This window comes from Brevibacillus sp. (assembly GCF_003521185.1).
GTDB lineage: Bacteria > Bacillota > Bacilli > Brevibacillales > Brevibacillaceae > Brevibacillus > Brevibacillus parabrevis.
This window is the reverse complement of record NZ_DOTK01000013.1, coordinates 30317-46184: the sequence shown is the minus strand read 5'-3', so window position 1 is coordinate 46184 and position 15868 is coordinate 30317. Positions and strand designations below refer to the sequence as shown.

The 15868-nt window shown below is 53.3% G+C and carries 15 protein-coding genes; 4 read left to right on the top strand and 11 right to left on the bottom strand.

The features are described from left to right. Nucleotides 1–42 precede the first annotated feature (42 nt). Both DEP07_RS03380 and DEP07_RS03375 read left to right on the top strand, forming a co-directional pair. Nucleotides 43–1329, top strand: coding sequence for an acyl-CoA thioesterase/bile acid-CoA:amino acid N-acyltransferase family protein (locus DEP07_RS03380; protein WP_287102108.1), 1287 nt, complete (start codon nt 43–45; stop codon nt 1327–1329). Between the two features lie 433 nt (nt 1330–1762). Then, nucleotides 1763–2101, top strand: coding sequence for a histidine triad nucleotide-binding protein (locus DEP07_RS03375; RefSeq protein WP_287102107.1), 339 nt, complete (start codon nt 1763–1765; stop codon nt 2099–2101). A gap of 17 nt (nt 2102–2118) precedes the next feature. Here the strand turns inward: DEP07_RS03375 and DEP07_RS03370 are convergent, their stop codons facing one another. After that, nucleotides 2119–3096, bottom strand: coding sequence for a YpdA family putative bacillithiol disulfide reductase (locus DEP07_RS03370; RefSeq protein ID WP_122963427.1), 978 nt, complete (start codon nt 3094–3096; stop codon nt 2119–2121). A 151-nt stretch (nt 3097–3247) separates the two neighbouring features. Here DEP07_RS03370 and DEP07_RS03365 point away from each other — a divergent pair, with 151 nt between their 5' ends. After that, entirely contained in the window at nt 3248–4852 is a 1605-nt protein-coding gene (locus DEP07_RS03365) for an S-layer homology domain-containing protein (protein WP_229049905.1), read from the top strand. A gap of 105 nt (nt 4853–4957) precedes the next feature. On the opposite strand, the gene DEP07_RS03360 is transcribed toward DEP07_RS03365, so the two are convergent. The 5 genes from DEP07_RS03360 to DEP07_RS03340 all read right to left on the bottom strand — a co-directional run bounded on the left by DEP07_RS03360 (nt 4958) and on the right by DEP07_RS03340 (nt 9290). Continuing rightward, nucleotides 4958–5431 carry a GNAT family N-acetyltransferase gene (locus DEP07_RS03360; protein WP_287102106.1) on the bottom strand — a complete coding sequence of 158 codons (474 nt, stop codon included), beginning with the start codon at nt 5429–5431 and terminating at the stop codon, nt 4958–4960. A 57-nt stretch (nt 5432–5488) separates the two neighbouring features. Then, on the bottom strand, nt 5489–6295 hold the full coding sequence (locus DEP07_RS03355) for a TrmB family transcriptional regulator (protein ID WP_287102105.1): 807 nt from the start codon (nt 6293–6295) through the stop codon (nt 5489–5491). 153 nt (nt 6296–6448) lie between these two features. Then, entirely contained in the window at nt 6449–7411 is a 963-nt protein-coding gene (locus tag DEP07_RS03350; protein ID WP_122963430.1) for an L-threonine 3-dehydrogenase, read from the bottom strand. After that, complete coding sequence (locus tag DEP07_RS03345; protein WP_173595882.1) at nt 7408–8601, bottom strand: glycine C-acetyltransferase; 1194 nt, start codon at nt 8599–8601, stop codon at nt 7408–7410. Before DEP07_RS03345 ends, DEP07_RS03350 begins: the two co-directional genes overlap by 4 nt. 311 nt (nt 8602–8912) lie before the next feature. Continuing rightward, nucleotides 8913–9290, bottom strand: a complete 378-nt coding sequence (locus tag DEP07_RS03340; protein WP_122963431.1) for a (2Fe-2S) ferredoxin domain-containing protein — start codon at nt 9288–9290, stop codon at nt 8913–8915. A gap of 173 nt (nt 9291–9463) precedes the next feature. On the opposite strand from DEP07_RS03340, the gene xerS reads away from it, so the two are divergent. Beyond that, nucleotides 9464–10576, top strand: a complete 1113-nt coding sequence (gene xerS / locus DEP07_RS03335) for a tyrosine recombinase XerS (RefSeq protein WP_287102104.1) — start codon at nt 9464–9466, stop codon at nt 10574–10576. Between the two features lie 100 nt (nt 10577–10676). On the opposite strand, the gene DEP07_RS03330 is transcribed toward xerS, so the two are convergent. The 5 genes from DEP07_RS03330 to DEP07_RS03310 all read right to left on the bottom strand — a co-directional run bounded on the left by DEP07_RS03330 (nt 10677) and on the right by DEP07_RS03310 (nt 15847). Continuing rightward, complete coding sequence (locus DEP07_RS03330) at nt 10677–11570, bottom strand: manganese catalase family protein (protein ID WP_063227078.1); 894 nt, start codon at nt 11568–11570, stop codon at nt 10677–10679. A 68-nt stretch (nt 11571–11638) separates the two neighbouring features. Continuing rightward, complete coding sequence (locus DEP07_RS03325) at nt 11639–11887, bottom strand: YuzF family protein (RefSeq protein ID WP_122963433.1); 249 nt, start codon at nt 11885–11887, stop codon at nt 11639–11641. Between the two features lie 308 nt (nt 11888–12195). After that, nucleotides 12196–13029: a transglycosylase domain-containing protein gene (locus tag DEP07_RS03320; protein WP_287102102.1), complete on the bottom strand. Its 834-nt coding sequence runs from the start codon at nt 13027–13029 to the stop codon at nt 12196–12198. 109 nt (nt 13030–13138) lie between these two features. Beyond that, nucleotides 13139–14719 (bottom strand): acyl-CoA synthetase, encoded by a 1581-nt coding sequence (locus DEP07_RS03315; RefSeq protein ID WP_122963435.1) that lies wholly within the window; start codon nt 14717–14719, stop codon nt 13139–13141. 222 nt (nt 14720–14941) lie between these two features. After that, nucleotides 14942–15847 (bottom strand): C40 family peptidase, encoded by a 906-nt coding sequence (locus DEP07_RS03310; RefSeq protein WP_122963436.1) that lies wholly within the window; start codon nt 15845–15847, stop codon nt 14942–14944. Between the last annotated feature and the right edge of the window lie 21 nt (nt 15848–15868).

The following is a 15868-nucleotide window of genomic DNA, read 5'->3' as shown; positions in this document are numbered from 1 at the left end:
GTGTCATAAAATCCCATATTGTTGATGAGGAGTGTTGACTGTATGATGCATCCACAGATCGATGTTTCACCAGCAACGGCCTTGCTCGATGTTCCTGTCCATATTACACTAAGCGGTTTTCAGCCGCATCAGTTAATCACGCTCAACGCTACCCTGACGAACGGATTGCCAGGAGGAGAACTGACAGCGTCTTCCCATGCGATTTTTCAGGCGGACGAGAACGGCTCTGTTGATCTCGTCTCCCAGGCTCCCTTGTTCGGAACGTACGAAGGAATCGATCCGATGGGGCTTTTCTGGTCGATGAACGTGCAAACACTGCGCTTTTACAGTGCCTATTCACTCGATGACTTCCAGTTTACTCCCCGCTCTACCGAGATTCACCTGACGGCAGAAGTCAATCAAAAACCAGTCGCCAAGGCTGTTGTCAAACGCGTTTTCGTTTCCCGCGACGTCTCGATTACAAAAGTCAAGGAGGACGGCCTGGTCGGTCTGTTTTTCAGCAAGCCTCACCCTGAGCCGAAGCCTGCCGTGCTCGTCCTGGGAGGCAGCGAGGGCGGGATCGGCTCCTGTTCCCAATTTGCCGCCTTGTTCGCCTCTCACGGCTATCCGGCGCTTGCTCTCGCCTATTTTCAATGCGACGACTTGCCGACGGACATTCAGCAAATTCCGATTGAATACGTCCAGCGCGCCGTACATTGGCTCAAGCAGCAGCCAACCGTGCATCCTGACAAAATAACTGTGTTTGGCCGCTCCAAAGGCGCCGAGCTTGCTTTGGTCACCGCGTCGCTCGAACCGGATATCCACGCCGTCATCGCATCCAGCCCCAGCTCAACCGTCAACATCGGGACAGACAGGGCTTTTGCCGATTCCGAGATATTTTCACCGCAATCGTCCTGGTCGTTTCGCGGCGAACCTCTGCCATTCGTTCCATGGACAGAGGAGCAATCCCGCCAATTCCGCGAGCTGCTCGATGCCGGACAACGCATCGATCAAATTCACAAAGACGCGTGGCGCGCCTGCGAGTGGCTTGCGGACGCCGAAATTCCTGTGGAACAGATCAACGGCCCGATTTTGCTGCTTTCCGCTGACGACGATCACTGGTGGCCTGCTGCCGAACATTGCGAGCGCATGGTAGCACGGCTGAAGGCCAAGCAGTTTGCCCATCCGGTCCTGCATTTGCGCTACGCCGACACGGGTCATGGCATTCGGTTTCCGTACATTCCTACGACGCGAATCGCACAGAACGGAGGAACGCCGAAAAACAATGCGCAGGCGTCCGAGCATTCGTGGAAAGAAGTGCTCGCGTTTTTGGAAGAAACGTTTGCATAACCGCATAAGCACATGCTTTTTCTTGCCCGCTTACATAAGCTGTAGAGAACAGCTAGTCATGACTTTTCAAAAACGGCGGTGAAGCCATGTGAACTGGAGAAGGCAAGGACAGCTCAGGCGATTCACAGCAAGAATCGGGCAAACTTTTCGCATGACGCGCTGGAAGTTGACACGCTCATGGAGCAGCTTCCGGCATCCTGGCAAAGTTTTGCTGCAAAAATGCTATGCGCTCCTCAGAAGAATGTATAAATAGATTTCCCCTCTTCCCGCAATGGGTGGAGGGTTTTGTTTTTTCGCAAGCAAGATCGCAGCATAAGCGTCGGAAGCTTCCCTCCCAAAAACTTCCGCCTCTCCAACAGGTAAAGCCTACTCCCGTGACGAAGTAGGCTTTAGACATGTGACTATTCAAATTTCAGAGAGGATGAAAAAACAAATGGATTGCCTTTTTTGCAAAATCGTCAACGGTGACATTCCCTCCAAGAAAGTGTACGAGGACGAGCATGTTCTCGCTTTTCATGACATCAACCCTGTCGCGCCAGTCCACGTGCTGGTCATCCCGAAAAAACATATCCAGTCCGTAATGGCGATTGAACCGGAGGACAAAGAGCTGATCGGCGACCTGCACCTCTCCTTGCAAAAGGTAGCCGAGACCATGGAGGTAACCGAGTCCGGCTTCCGCGTCGTGACGAACATCGGAAAACACGGACAGCAAACGGTGTTCCACCTGCACTACCACCTCATTGGCGGCAGACAGCTGGAGTGGCAGTTCTAGCACGAATACATTTTTCGTCAGGCGTTGTTTTGCGAGACGATGTGGCGGGCGATCCCTTCGCCGTGAAATCTGCCGTTTTCGATGAAAATGGCATTGGCGTGGTGGCCCGCCGCAATCACGCCCGCTATGTACAGACCCGGAACGTTCGTTTCCATCGTTTCGGGATCATGGGCTGGCACGCCTGTCTCCTCATCCGTCTGCACGCCGAGCGACCGCAGGAACGTCCGGTCGGGACGATAGCCGATCAGCGCGAAAACGTGATCGTTGGCAAGCGTAATCTCACCGTCAGCCGTATTGACGTGAATCGCCCGTTCCTCGATAGCAGAAACCGTCGCTCCGAAAAACATTTGGATGCGGCCTTTTTTTATGAGACTTTCAAACACCGGACGAGTCCACGCCTTGACTTTGTCTGACAGCTCGGTTCTGCGGCAGATGACGGTGACATGCGCCCCTGCCCGTTCCAGTTCCATCGCGGCGTCTACAGCGGAGTTGTTGCCGCCCACAATCGCCACTTGCAAGCCGGCGTACGGGTGCGCTTCCTTGTAAAAAGAAGAAACTTTCGGCAAGTCTTCCCCCGGCACGTTCAACCGATTCGGATTGTCGAAGTAGCCAGTAGCGATGACCAGCTTTTTCGCTTCGTAGTGATGTGTCTTGGAAAAACGGTCCGTCGTCGTAACGTGAAAACCTTCTCCCACGCGCTTCGCTTCTGTCACGGTTTCGTATACGTGCACGCGCAAGTCCTCGCGGGAGGCTACCAGCCGATAGTAATTGAGCGCTTCTTGCCTGGTCGGTTTATCGTTGGCTGTGGCAAAAGGAATGCCGCCAATCTCCAGCAAGTCCGGCGTGCTGTGAAAAACCATGTACGTCGGATAGCGATAAATGGAATGCACAAGCGACCCTTTTTCAATAATGAGCGGATCAAGTCCGGCTTTTTTGCAAGCGATGGCTGCTGCCAGACCGCAAGGCCCGCCGCCAATAATCAGTACGTCTTCCATTTCTCTTCCGCCTCACTTCTTCATTTCTCTCTCTTCTCTTTCCAATCCTTATCATACCATATCGGAATTTCCGCAAAAGAGTTCCCGGCTGTTCTCTTACCAATAAATGACCAATGAAAGATTGGTTATGTCTCCTTATACTGGATGTATGATGAAAAAACAAAACATACATATTTGGTTGGTTTCTCTGGCATTTCTGACATACTGCCTGACTCTGGCTGTCGGCGTCCCTGCCTCCACCGCTTCCACAAAAGCGTTGAAGGACATTGCCAACAGCTACGCCAAAGAGCAAATCCGCTCCTTGCACGAGGCAGGTGTAATCGCAGGAGATGAAAAAGGCTATTTCCATCCGACTCGTTCGGTCACTCGTGCCGAGTTCGTCGCGATGCTGACACGCACGCTGGGCATCCAGCCTGTTGCGAGCAACATCCCCGCTTACACCGATGTCGCGAAAAATTCCTGGGCGTACGGCTCGGTGCAGGCAGCGGCTGCGGCAGGCATCTCAAGCGGGATCAGCGCTACTGCCTTCGGGCCGAAACGCACGATCTCGCGCGAAGAAGCAGCGACTTTTCTCGTGCGGGCTCTCGTGCAAAATGTTCCGGCACAAGCCAATCCAGCCGTCAGCGACGCCGCTTCCATCTCCAGCTGGGCAAAAGCTGCGGTCGCCAAGGCGCTCCAGAACAAGTGGCTCGTCGGCTACGAAGGCAACTTCCGTCCGAACGATGCCTTGTCGCGTGAAGAGACAGCCGTCATTTTGCAGCGTATTTTGACCGAGCTGAACAAAAAACCTGGTACGTCAGCGCCACTGGTTTCACTTGGCTGGCAATACCAGTCCACTACGGACGAGTTTATTGCCCAAGTCAAGAAAAGCGGTGTCAACACGCTGTCGCCACGCTGGTACTTCCTGCAAAAAGACGGTACGGTCAGCGACTTTTCCGACGCTGCCCTCGTTCACTGGGCACACGCAAACGGCAAACAGATCTGGCCTTTGTTCGGAAATCGCTTTGATTCCGCCGCCACACATGCAGCGCTGTCCAGTGCGGACAAGCGCAAGGCAATCGTGCAAAAGCTCGCTGCCTTTGTGGACAAGTACGAGCTGGATGGCATCAACGTTGATTTTGAAGGCTTTTCACCTGCTGACCGCAACAACTTCACGCTGTTCATCCAGGAGCTGTCAACTGCGCTGCAAACCAAAGGAGCTGTCGTCTCCGTCGATATTCCACCTGATACCAAAACCGATTGGAGTGAACCTTACGACTTTGCCAAACTGGCAAAAGCCGCAGACTATTTGATCGTCATGGCTTACGAGGAGCATTGGGTGGGTGGCCCGAAAGCCGGCTCCGTCGCTTCGCTTCCGTGGTTGAAAAAAGTGACGGAAGATTTGTTGGATGATATTCCGGTGCAAAAATTGATCGTCGGTTTGCCGCTTTACACCAGAGACTGGTATCAGGCAAAAGGCGGCGTGCAATCGACCGATATCAGCATCCCCGAGTCGTATCAGCTGCTCTCGCAATACAGAGCGAGCACCAAATGGGATGCGAGCCTCGGACAGTACCGCTCTGCGTATAGCAAACAAGGGGTGACCCATTCGATTTGGCTGGAAGAAAGCCGTTCGCTGGGCCTCAAGGTTCAAGCAAGCCTGCAATGGCAAATCGGCGGTCTGGCTTACTGGTATGTAGGCTCCGAGTCTACCGATGTGTGGCCGGCCATCGCCAATGCGATCAAGCTGAAACAGGTGCGAGCCAAACTTTCCTGACGGACAACAGCAAAACCGCCTCCGCTGACGATACGTGCAGCGGAGGCGGTTTATTTTGTGAGAGCGGGGGTGACCACGATCCTACGCAACCTCTAGCCTAGCGCACTAACGCAATTTTCGCTCCATGAACATGGCGCCTTCCAGCGGGTTGTAGATGTAAGGCGTCGTCTCGGAAAACCCGAACTCCCGATACAACGCCTGCGCGCTCGTCATCGTCGCCAGCGTATCGAGCCGCATGAAATCGTACGGAAGCTGTTCCGCTGCCTCAATCACTTTTTGCACGAGCGCCCTGCCGATTTTCAACCCGCGATATCGGTCGCGCACATACAGTCTTTTCATCTCGCAAATCCGTTCCTCGCTTTTGCGCAGGGCGATGCAGCCCGCTGCTTCTCCGTCTACCAGCGCGAGGATCAGCACCCCATCTGGAACCGCATACTTCCCAGGCAACGATTCGCATTCTGCTTCGAAGTCCTGAAAGCCCAGGTCAAGCCCGAGCGACTCGGTGTATTCGCGGAAAAGCTGCTTCACGCTCTCCAGCTCTGCCTCGTGTTCTTCTGTCACATAACGAAATTCGATCATCTGTTCTTTCCTCTCCTGCCTGTCTGCTTTGTCTGTCTCGATGTGAAAAATCGCTGCTTATTTTCTTGCGCTGTGAACGATATACGCCAACCGTTCATCGCTTTGGCAAAAGTCTGCCAAGTTGCCAACGCCCCATTTCGCACTCACTGCTTTTAGCGTCATATCGTGGCGAATGTACTCCTTGGCAAGCAAAATCAGCATCGGATCTGTCGTCTGAATCGCTTGCGGCACGCGGCCATCGAGGAAGCTGGCGATCAACACCTGCTGGTCGTCCTGGATCACGATGGTCAGTCGCTGGCCCATGCGCCGTTTTTCGATCGCGGAAGTTTCTTCGTGATAGAAGGCGTTGCCGAAAGAAGCCGTTTTTTGATCGGCAAACAACAGGGAGAACAGCCTGATTCCTTGCGCTTGTGCCGCCTCGGCCGCCCCCTTCAATTCATCCAGCTCCTCGTCCCACGCCGACAGCCACACTTCCTCTTTTGCTTGTGTGAGCAAGCTTTGCATGGCGGACAAAATTTTCGCCCGCTCCTCCATGTGCCTGATCACGTGAACCTCCACGGGCTTTTCCATCGCTTGCAGCTCTTGCTCCAAATAGTCAATCGTCTCGACATGCTGCTTTTTCAGATTCGCCATCAGTTCCTTGATCGGCACAGGCCGATACGTTGGCGGCTCTGTCCGCAGTTCGATGACAGCCTGCTTGCTCACCAGCTTGGCAATAACCGCGTACACCATCGACCTAGGAACCCCGCTCTTTTTGCTGATTTCGTACCCGTTTTGCAGCGGTTCTTTCAGCAATGTCACGTATACTTTTGCTTCATTTTTGGAAAAACCGATTTCCTCAAACTTGTCCAGTAGCAGCTCCATAACAACACCCTTTTTAGTTGTAATAGATATGACTACTATAACTCAATCCGTTTGACGAAGCAACCTGATTCGCGCTGCTCCGGCCAATGCCATAAAAAAACCGCCGCTTTGCCTGTTACGCAAAGCGACGGTTTCCTCTTTGATGCTATTCGTTTAGCCAACCTGCTGCAGCAGCTTTCCCCGCAGTTTGGTCAGCATGTCTTCGGTCATTTTTTCGAGATCAAATTCGGCTTTGAAGCCCCACTCATTCATCGCTGCTGTCGCGTCAATCGAGTTAGGCCAGCTGTCGGCGATCGCCTGACGCACCGGGTCTACGTCGTACGAGAGCGCAAACGTCGGGATGTGCTTGCGGATCGCTGCCGCTACATCTTCCGGCTCGATGCTCATCGCCGTTACGTTGAACGCGTTGCGGTGAATGAGCTTGGATGGGTCTGCTTCCATCAACGCGATGATCGCGTTCAAAGCATCGGGCATGTACATCATGTCCATGTACGTGCCTTTGCCGATGTAGGAAGTGTAAGCCCCGTCGAGAATCGCTTTGTAGTAAATATCTACCGCGTAATCGGTCGTTCCCCCGCCTGGAGGCGCCACGTAGGAGATCAGTCCCGGAAAACGAACGCCGCGCGTATCGACGCCGAACTTTTGGTAGTAGTAATCGCACAGCAGCTCTCCGGACACTTTGTTGACCCCGTACATCGTCGTCGGGCGTTGGATCGTATCCTGTGGCGTGTTGTCTTTTGGCGTGGACGGCCCGAATGCGCCGATGGAACTAGGGGTGAAAAACTGGCAGTTCAGCTCGCGAGCTGCTTCCAGTGCGTTGACCAGTCCGCCCATGTTCAGGTTCCAGGCAAGCAGCGGTTTCGCTTCAGCGGTAGCCGAAAGCAGTGCAGCCAAATGCATGATCGTATCGACCTGATGGGTTTTCGCCAGCTCGAACATGCGATTTCCGTCCGTTACATCCAAAATCTCGAATGGCCCGGAATCCACCACAGGGTCAGCTTCTTTTTTGCGGATATCTGTCGCGACAACCTGATCGGCTCCGTAAACTTCGCGCAGCTTCATGATCAGCTCAGAACCGATTTGCCCCAATGCTCCCGTAACTAATATCTTTTTCATGACAGGATCCCCATTTCTTTCCCAACTTTTTCATAGATGCCAAGGGCGCGATCCAGCATTTCCTTGGTGTGAGCGGCAGTCGGCATGTTGCGTACACGTCCTGTTCCTTTTGGCACGGTCGGGAACACGATCGCCTTGGCGTACACGCCCGCTTCGTACAGGCGTTTGCTGAACTCCTGTGTCTGTTGTTCGTCGCCAATGATGCAAGGCGTGATCGGTGTTTCGCTCGCTCCGATGTTGAAGCCAAGCTCTTTCAAGCCTTTTTTCAAATAGTGGCCGTTATCCCACAGCTTGTCGTGAAGCTCTGTGCTGCTTTGCAAAATTTCAATAGCGGCGATGCTTGCAGCCACGTCGGCTGGCGTCAATGCAGTGGAGAACAGGAACGGTCTGCTGCGTACTTTGAGCCAGTCAATCAGCTCCTGGCGTCCAGCGACATAACCGCCGACTACCCCGATCGCTTTCGAGAGCGTACCGATCTGGAAGTCAATTTTATCGGACAAGCCAAAATGCTTGACTGTTCCAGCGCCTTTTCCGAGCACGCCGGAACCGTGAGCATCATCTACATACGTAATGAGGTCAAATTCTTCGGCCACCTCGACGATTTCCGGCAGCTTGGCAATATCGCCATCCATCGAGAAGACGCCATCGGTGATGACCATCAGTTTTTTATATTTACCGGACTCTTTCGCTTCTCTCGCCTTGGCGCGAAGGTCGTCGATGTCGGAGTGGTTAACGCGAATGATTTGCGCGCGCGACAGACGGCAGCCGTCGATGATCGACGCATGGTTCAGCTCGTCTGACAAAATCGCATCGTCCTTGTCCATCACGGCAGAAATAGCTGCCATGTTGCAGTTAAAGCCGGACTGATAAGCGATGGCTGCTTCTGTATGCTTGAAGGCAGCGAGTTTTTCTTCGAGTTTGACATGCAGATCAAGCGTACCATTGATGGTGCGAACCGCCCCTGCTCCAACTCCGTATTTTTGCGCAGCAGCAGTCGCCGCTTCGATCAGGCGCTGGTCTGTTGCCAGTCCCAAATAGTTGTTGGAAGACAGGTTAACCAGTTCTTTTCCCGCAATGGTGATGACAGGGCCGTTTGCGCTTTGCAAAGGATCGATGACGTTGTACAGACCTTTGCTTTTCAAATCAGCCAGATTTTCGTGTAAAAAATGCTCCAATGTTTTGCTCGCCAACGAGAATCCCTCCAGCATCCAGCCATCGGGCCTTACATCTGACCATCGTGGAAGTAATTCCCACGAAAACAAATGTGCACCCTACGCGGACATATTTTTCTTATGAAAATCCCTTTAAATCAACCTTATTTACTAATAGGTTACCACCATTTTCTTTAAATGTCCATATCACAAAGACATATTTGATGACGCTTTCAGGCAAATCGCAGAAAAACCTATTCCTACATAAGTTCTCCTTTTGTTGGAATCTTAGACAAAAGCCGCGCAACAAAAAACCACCCTCCTCTTTTCCAGTGGAGCGTGGCTCTTGCTTACTTTTTCGCTTTGGCCGATTTCAACATCCCCGGTTTGGCATCGGACGTGCGGGCAAATCCATCCCCTGCAAAGCGATGCGTCATCAAAGCTTCGATCGGTTGACCCAGGCGAAAATGCTGATCGACCATCTGCTTGGCGTCTTCCGGGGTCACGTTCTGATACCAGATGCCTTCCGGATAGACGACTACGACACAGGCATCCTCACAGCGCCCGTTGCAGCGCGTGCGGCTCGTATGTACATAGTCGTCCAGACCAGCCTCGGTGATCGCTTCCCGGAGCGCTACCGTCACTTCCTCGCCCCCGTTGCGCATACAGCTCCCGCCATTGCAGAGCAACACATGGTGACGCGTTTGAGACAAATCCCACGTTGCCAATGAACATTCCTCCCGCGAAATAATCGTAACGATTACGTTTTATTTACTTTTCTACTTTACTTTTTCTCATCATGACTGTAAATAGCGCAATTTGCAATTCCCAGAACGTTTCCTTTTTGCTAGAATATATGTTCGTATACAACTATTCCAATCTTTGGAGGGCGGTGGATCACATGTCCGTAACCAAGCAGCGAGATGCCTTGCAACTGCTCCAGACAATCGGGTCTTTTCCCTGGTATGTAGAAAAATTTATCGACCATAAAAAGACGAAAAAAAGCTCCCCTTCCACCTTGCTCGGGTATTTGCGCGACATCGCCTTTTTCTTTCGCTGGATGATGACAGAAGGTTTGACGCAGGCGACAGAGCTCAAGGACATGCCCCTCTCTGACCTGAACGAGCTGAAAAAGGAGACGATCGAAAGCTACGTCTTGTACTTGCAAGAATCGCATTTGTACGAACGCGCCGCCCTGCTGACCAACCCGACGCGCAGCGCGAAAAAAGAGTACAGCGACCGGACGATCAGCCGAAAAATTTCCAGCCTGAAGTCGTTGTTTCATTATTTGGCTGCGCTGGCGGAAGACGAGCATGGCGAGGCGTATTTGAAGCGCAATGTCCTGGCCAAAATCGAGCTGGACGCAACAGAGATGACACCGCTCGCCCGCGCCCACGCCATCCGGGCCAAAATTTTGATCGACGATGAAATTTATCAGTTCGTCGATTTTGTTTACAACGGCTACCTCGCCCACTGTGACACGGAAAAAAAGCGGCAGTACCACCTGCAAAATCGCGACCGGGATACGGCAATGATCGCGCTGATTCTCTCTGGCGGGTTTCGCGTCTCGGAGATCGTCAGCCTGGACTTGTCCGACATCGTCATGGAAAAAAATCAGTTGAAAATGATCAGAAAAGGCAAGAGGGAAGACGCTCCTTTTTTCAGCGACTGGGGCAAGGAGTATCTCGGTCGTTACCTGGCTCTGCGCGACAAGTATCATCCTGGCTCCCAGGAGGACGCTGTTTTCCTCGCGGTATCGCCAACGAAGCCGCACGGCCACCGAATCGAAGTGCGCTCGGTACAAAAGCTGGTCAAAAAATACGCGAAAGCATTCGGGATCCCTGATCTGTCCGTCCACAAGCTGCGGCACAGCTTTGCCACCCAGTTTTTGCGGCTGAATCCCGACCCTCACCAGCTGCAAGCGCAGTTGGGACACTCGAAAATCGAGACGACGATGCAATACGCCCACGTCCTCGAAGATGCGCTGGAGAAAGCGGTCAATCGCACAACCTGACCTGACTCCCCTAAAAAAGCAATCGACCAATCAGCCCTCGCCCTGGCGAACTCAAGCTGATTGGTCTTTGTTTTGCCTTTGCGTTCATCCTCTTTTTCCCCTACAGCCCGGCTGATCGCTGCAACCGTTTGGCAATTTCCAAAAAGTCTTCCCGCGACACCCCTGGCGCAAACTCCTCCGGCAATTCATCCAGATCGGGAACAGGCCCGCCATCCGGGACGCCTTGAATGACCTCCGCGGTTGATCCGTCCGGCAAAGGTCCGCGCCAGATCATCGCGATATCCTGATAGTCCTGGTAGCTGAACGTAAACAGCTTGCGGTTTAGCCCCATGGCAATATACGGATGAGTCGCGTCAAACTGCTCGTTGTCCAAGTCCGGGACAGGAAGCATTTTCGTCAAATCGACTCCCGTAGCAATTTCCAGCGCCTTGGCGTAGGCCACTACATGCACGCCGCCTCTGACGAGCAAATAGCCAATCATCGCTCGTGCCGTCGGGTGATCGGTCATCTGGTACACGCGCATTTTGTGGGTGCGCGCCCCGCATTCGAGAAAAAAGTTGTGCAACAGATCGAGCACGAGATTGCCGCTGGTGAACACGTAGTCGCCCGTCCACGATTTGCCCATCGAATCACCGGGCAGCGCGGTCTGTGCCGAGGCAATGAAATGGTATGTGTTGCGCTTGTTCAAGCCGTTTGCGAGCGGTGTAGTGTCGGGATCGCCAGGCCGCGTAATGCCTTTCATGCACAAGTTTATCGCATTGGATACCAGTTCGACGTGTCCTACCTCTTCTGCCGTGATGCTCGCGACGAGGTCGTAAAACGGCTTCAGCTTTCTTTTCCCGCGAAAATTGAACGATTGATACAAATAGTTGTTCAAAGTCGACATCTCGCCAAAACGGCCGCCCAATAGCTCCTGGACGGCCGCAGCGGCGTTGGCGTCTCCGTATTCCGGCTCCGGAAGCTCGATAGCCAATCGGTTAATCCGTGTAAACAACGCGATTCCCTCCCCCGTCATCCTCCTGTCTTTACTGTTTTATGAGGGGGAAAGGTTGTATCATGTCACTAACTCGGCATGACCCAGACGATTTGCTGTATGCGCACGAAAAACGTAGAGCCGCCGACTCGCAAAACGACGTGGTCGGGCAGGACGTTGACTACGTTTCCTCGGAGGTTTCCTTGCGTCGTTTGGATGGTAACATCACGCTGCACAACGCCTAGCAACGTTTGATACACGAACGGGTCAATCAACGACGTCATCGACGGGGTGTTTGATCCCGGCTGGGACTGGGGCTGATACGGATACGCACTCATGACACTCGTGGCTCCTTCCTGTAGTTCCTCCCCTTACTTTATGCAGCGTTCGGGATATGGGTGAGAGCACAGCTCATCCATGCCGCACGCTCTGCGACAGATGAGTGAACAGCTACAACCCCTACTGCTTGCCCTGTGACTGATGAGCAAACAGCTACAACCCTACTGCCTGCCCTTCGACAGATGAGTGAACAGCAACCCTGCCGCCTCCTCTGTAACTGACGAGTGCCCCCCGCAAAAAAAAGCCCGGCCCCCTGCCTTTCAGACAGAAGACCGAGCCTCGCTTCATTAATCGTGTAAGGATGGAGTTACAGCGAAGACTTGCCCTTGCTGTTCTTCGCTCCCGTAACCACTACGCTTTCCAGCTTGGCCGCTTTGAGCGTCTCTTGATCGATGACGTTCAGCTCCGCCATTCTGTTCAGGACAACCGCCTGACGGGACTTGGCCTTTTCCCAATGCTTCACAGGCGAATACGCTTCCGGCGCCTTTGGCAAAGACGCGAGGATCGCTGTTTCCCCGATCGTCAGCGGAACTTTTCCCCCTGCTGTTGCCGCAGATTTGTTGAAGTAAAACTCGGCAGCTTCGCCGATGCCGTAGTGCCCGTGTCCGAAGTAAATCACGTTCAGGTACATTTCCAGCAACTCTTTTTTGCTGTAGCGCTGTTCCAGTTGCAAGGCAATCGCCATTTCCTTGACTTTTCTGCCCATCGTTTTGTCATGGGTCAAAAACAGATTGCGGGCGAGCTGCATCGTGATCGTGCTGCCCCCCTGCACGTAGGCGCCTTCGCGAACATCGATCCAGATCGCCCGGGCAAGCCCGTACGGATCGACTCCCGGATGCTGCATGTACCGATGATCTTCAATCGCCACGAACGACTTCCAGACATAATCGGGCATCTCGTCGAGCTTGACGTAGGCACCGTGAGCCGGGTGCTGCACGGCCGCCAGCTTTTGGTCATCGATCCACCAGTTGCCGGCCCAGGTCAAGACAACCGGAGTCAAAATCGTGACAATCAACATGAAAACGAGCAAAATGCCCGCTCTTTTTTTCCACGACCATGCCCGCTTTCGCGCTGGCTGGTTTACGGTTGCTGCTGCATATGGATTCGCGTTTCCCCCTACCGGGACGGAAAGCTGGTTCATGCTACATTCCCCCTTGCCTTGCAGTACACCTTCATTGTAAGGAAGGGGGATGTTTTCTCCCATCGAATCCACTTACAGCAAGCTTACAATTTCGTAAGGCTTGCCCCGATCAATAGCGGTGCGTTCCGGCCTCCTGCTGGCGCAGCTCGATCCGTCTGATCTTGCCCGATGTCGTTTTCGGCAGCTCCTGGACAAATTCGATCTTGCGCGGATATTTGTACGGCGCGGTCAATGTTTTGACATGATCCTGAAGCTCGGCAACCAGCCCGTCAGACGGCGTCTGGCCTTTTTTCAGAATCACAAACGCCTTCACCACATGTCCGCGCTCCGGATCGGGACTGGCAACCGCCGCGCACTCGGCCACTGCCGGATGCTTGACCAGCGCATCTTCCACTTCGAATGGCCCGATCGTATAGCCGCCAGAGATGATGATGTCATCCGAGCGGCCTTCGAACCAGATGTAGCCGTCCTCATCCATCTGCCCCTGATCGCCCGTAACGTACCAGTCGCCACGGAAAGCTCTCGCCGTGCGCTCGGGATCGTCCAGGTACCCTTTGAACAGCGCCACCAGATTGCGGTCAATGGCAATATCGCCGACTTTGCCGACGGGCAGCTCGTGCCCTTCCTCGTCAATAATCGCGATCCGCACGACTGGCGAAGGCTTGCCCATCGAGCCAGGCTTCGGCTCCATGCCGACAAAGGTGCCGACCAAAAGCGTGCTTTCCGTCTGTCCATAGCCGTCGCGCACCGTCAACGCAAATTCGCGGCGGAACGTGTCAATCACTTCCCGATTCAACGGCTCGCCTGCCGAACATGCCGAGCGCAGCGCTTGCAGCTTGTACTGCGACAGATCGGATACTTTTGCCATCAGCCTGTATTCGGTTGGCGTGGCACACAGCACGGAAACGGGGTAATTTTGCAAAATAGTCAAATAGTTTTCGGCAACGAACCGCCCTTTGTAGACGAACGCCGTCGCTCCCATCCCCAACGTGGATACGAACGGACTCCAGATCCACTTCGCCCACCCAGGTCCTGCTGTCGCCCAGACCAGGTCGCCTTCGCGCACATCGAGCCACTGCTTGGCTGCTACCGCCAGATGGGCGAACGGCCAGCCGTGGACGTGCATGACGCCTTTTGGCCCGCCTGTCGTCCCGGACGTGTAGGACAAAAACGCAAGCTCGTCAGCGTCCGTATCTGCTGCGGTACATTCTTCACTCTGCCCTTCCATCAGTCCGGCAAGCGATACCCAGCCGTCTTTGCCTGCTCCTGTTGTGATGTAATGCGTCAAGCTTGGGCAGTTGCCGCGAGTCGGCTCCACCTCGTCCATCACCCCGTCAAAGCTGATGACTGCTTTCGCTCTGGCGTGGTTCACCCGATATTCGATGTCTTTGTAGCGCAGCATTTCCGATCCGGGCATGATGACGGCGCCCAGCTTCAGCAAGGCGAGGTACAGTCCGTAGGCAAGTGTGCCGCGAGAGACGAGCACCAGCACCCGATCCTTTTCGCCAATCCCGATGGAGCCAAGTGCATTGGCGATGCGATTGGAATAGCGGCGCAACTCCTCATAGGTCAAAATGTGTTCGTTTCCTTGCTCGTCCAACTCCCAGACAGCGCGTCTTTCCGGGTTCTTTTTCGCCCACTCATCGACTTGCGCCGCGAAGTTGTATTTGACTGGCATGTTCAATTTCAAATGACACACCCCCACTTTGTTTACGTATGTAAAAAGACACTTCGACGTTTTTTTAATTTTTCCTCTTTACACTCTATTCAAACAAAAGAAAAACAGCGTCATGATACAAAAATTGGCACGCCATACGGGCGAAACGATTATGGCACTTCCTACGTCATACATAACAAAGGCTCCCATGCAGATGCACGAGAGCCGACTCGAACTGATGACACTGTATGAAGGTTACAGAACGCGCTTGACTTTGACAACACGCTTTTCCCAGTTCGTCCCATCGTACTTGGAGTATGTCACACCAGGACTGCCGTACGTGTGCAAGATTTTGCCGTTTCCAGCATAGATCGCCACGTGCGTGATCCGGTCGGAGGAGCTGTTGGCGGAAGCCTTCATGAAGAGCAGGTCACCTTTTTGCAGGTTCTTCTTGGACACAGTCGTACCTACTGTGGATTGCTGGCGGGAGTCGCGCGGCAACGTGATTCCCGCTTCCTTGAAGACGCGCTGCGTGAAGGAAGAGCAGTCAAACGTTTTGGTGCTGCTGCTGGAAGAACCGTACTTGTATTTCGTTCCCATATACTTTTCACCGATCTTGATTACTTTGTTGGCAAGATCGCTTGGAGCTTGTTGTGTATCGTCTCCGGAATTATCCGAAGAGCTTGTCTCTTCCAAAATGCGGCGAGCCCCTACGAATTTGTCGCTGTACTCGGAATAGCTTTTCACGACAACGGCATCCTCGCCTTGGGAGGAATAGACGAATTGATCATTGCCTATGTATATTCCCATAAAAGATGCGCTTCCGCTTCCTGTCGATGAGAAGAATACCAGGTCTCCCGGCTCAACGCTGTCTTGGGAGACTTTTTTGCCTGCCTTGGACAAGCTTGAGATCGTGCTGCCGATTGTGATGCCGACTTGTTTGTACGTATACGTAGCCAGCTCTGCGGAACCGAATTGTTTTGGACCTTTTGCTTTATATTCATAATCTTTCCCAATCAGCGATGTGGCAATATTGACTACATCAGATTGTTTTGAATCTTGCGTCTTAGCGGCCGCCTGTCCAACTTGACCACCCATTAACAGGGACGTACTCAGTAGGACTGCTATTGTTGACTTCATTACCCAATCTCGTTTCGTCACTTTCTTTTCCTCCTTGTTATG

Excerpts from the sequence above, each read along its gene's own strand:
- DEP07_RS03380 (WP_287102108.1), top strand. The coding sequence starts at position 43 with ATGATGCATCCACAGATCGATGTTTCACCAGCAACGGCCTTGCTCGAT.
- DEP07_RS03375 (WP_287102107.1), top strand. The coding sequence starts at position 1,763 with ATGGATTGCCTTTTTTGCAAAATCGTCAACGGTGACATTCCCTCCAAG.
- DEP07_RS03370 (WP_122963427.1), bottom strand. The coding sequence starts at position 3,096 with ATGGAAGACGTACTGATTATTGGCGGCGGGCCTTGCGGTCTGGCAGCA.
- DEP07_RS03365 (WP_229049905.1), top strand. The coding sequence starts at position 3,248 with ATGAAAAAACAAAACATACATATTTGGTTGGTTTCTCTGGCATTTCTG.
- DEP07_RS03360 (WP_287102106.1), bottom strand. The coding sequence starts at position 5,431 with ATGATCGAATTTCGTTATGTGACAGAAGAACACGAGGCAGAGCTGGAG.
- DEP07_RS03355 (WP_287102105.1), bottom strand. The coding sequence starts at position 6,295 with ATGGAGCTGCTACTGGACAAGTTTGAGGAAATCGGTTTTTCCAAAAAT.
- DEP07_RS03350 (WP_122963430.1), bottom strand. The coding sequence starts at position 7,411 with ATGAAAAAGATATTAGTTACGGGAGCATTGGGGCAAATCGGTTCTGAG.
- xerS (WP_287102104.1), top strand. The coding sequence starts at position 9,464 with ATGTCCGTAACCAAGCAGCGAGATGCCTTGCAACTGCTCCAGACAATC.
- DEP07_RS03325 (WP_122963433.1), bottom strand. The coding sequence starts at position 11,887 with ATGAGTGCGTATCCGTATCAGCCCCAGTCCCAGCCGGGATCAAACACC.
- DEP07_RS03320 (WP_287102102.1), bottom strand. The coding sequence starts at position 13,029 with ATGAACCAGCTTTCCGTCCCGGTAGGGGGAAACGCGAATCCATATGCA.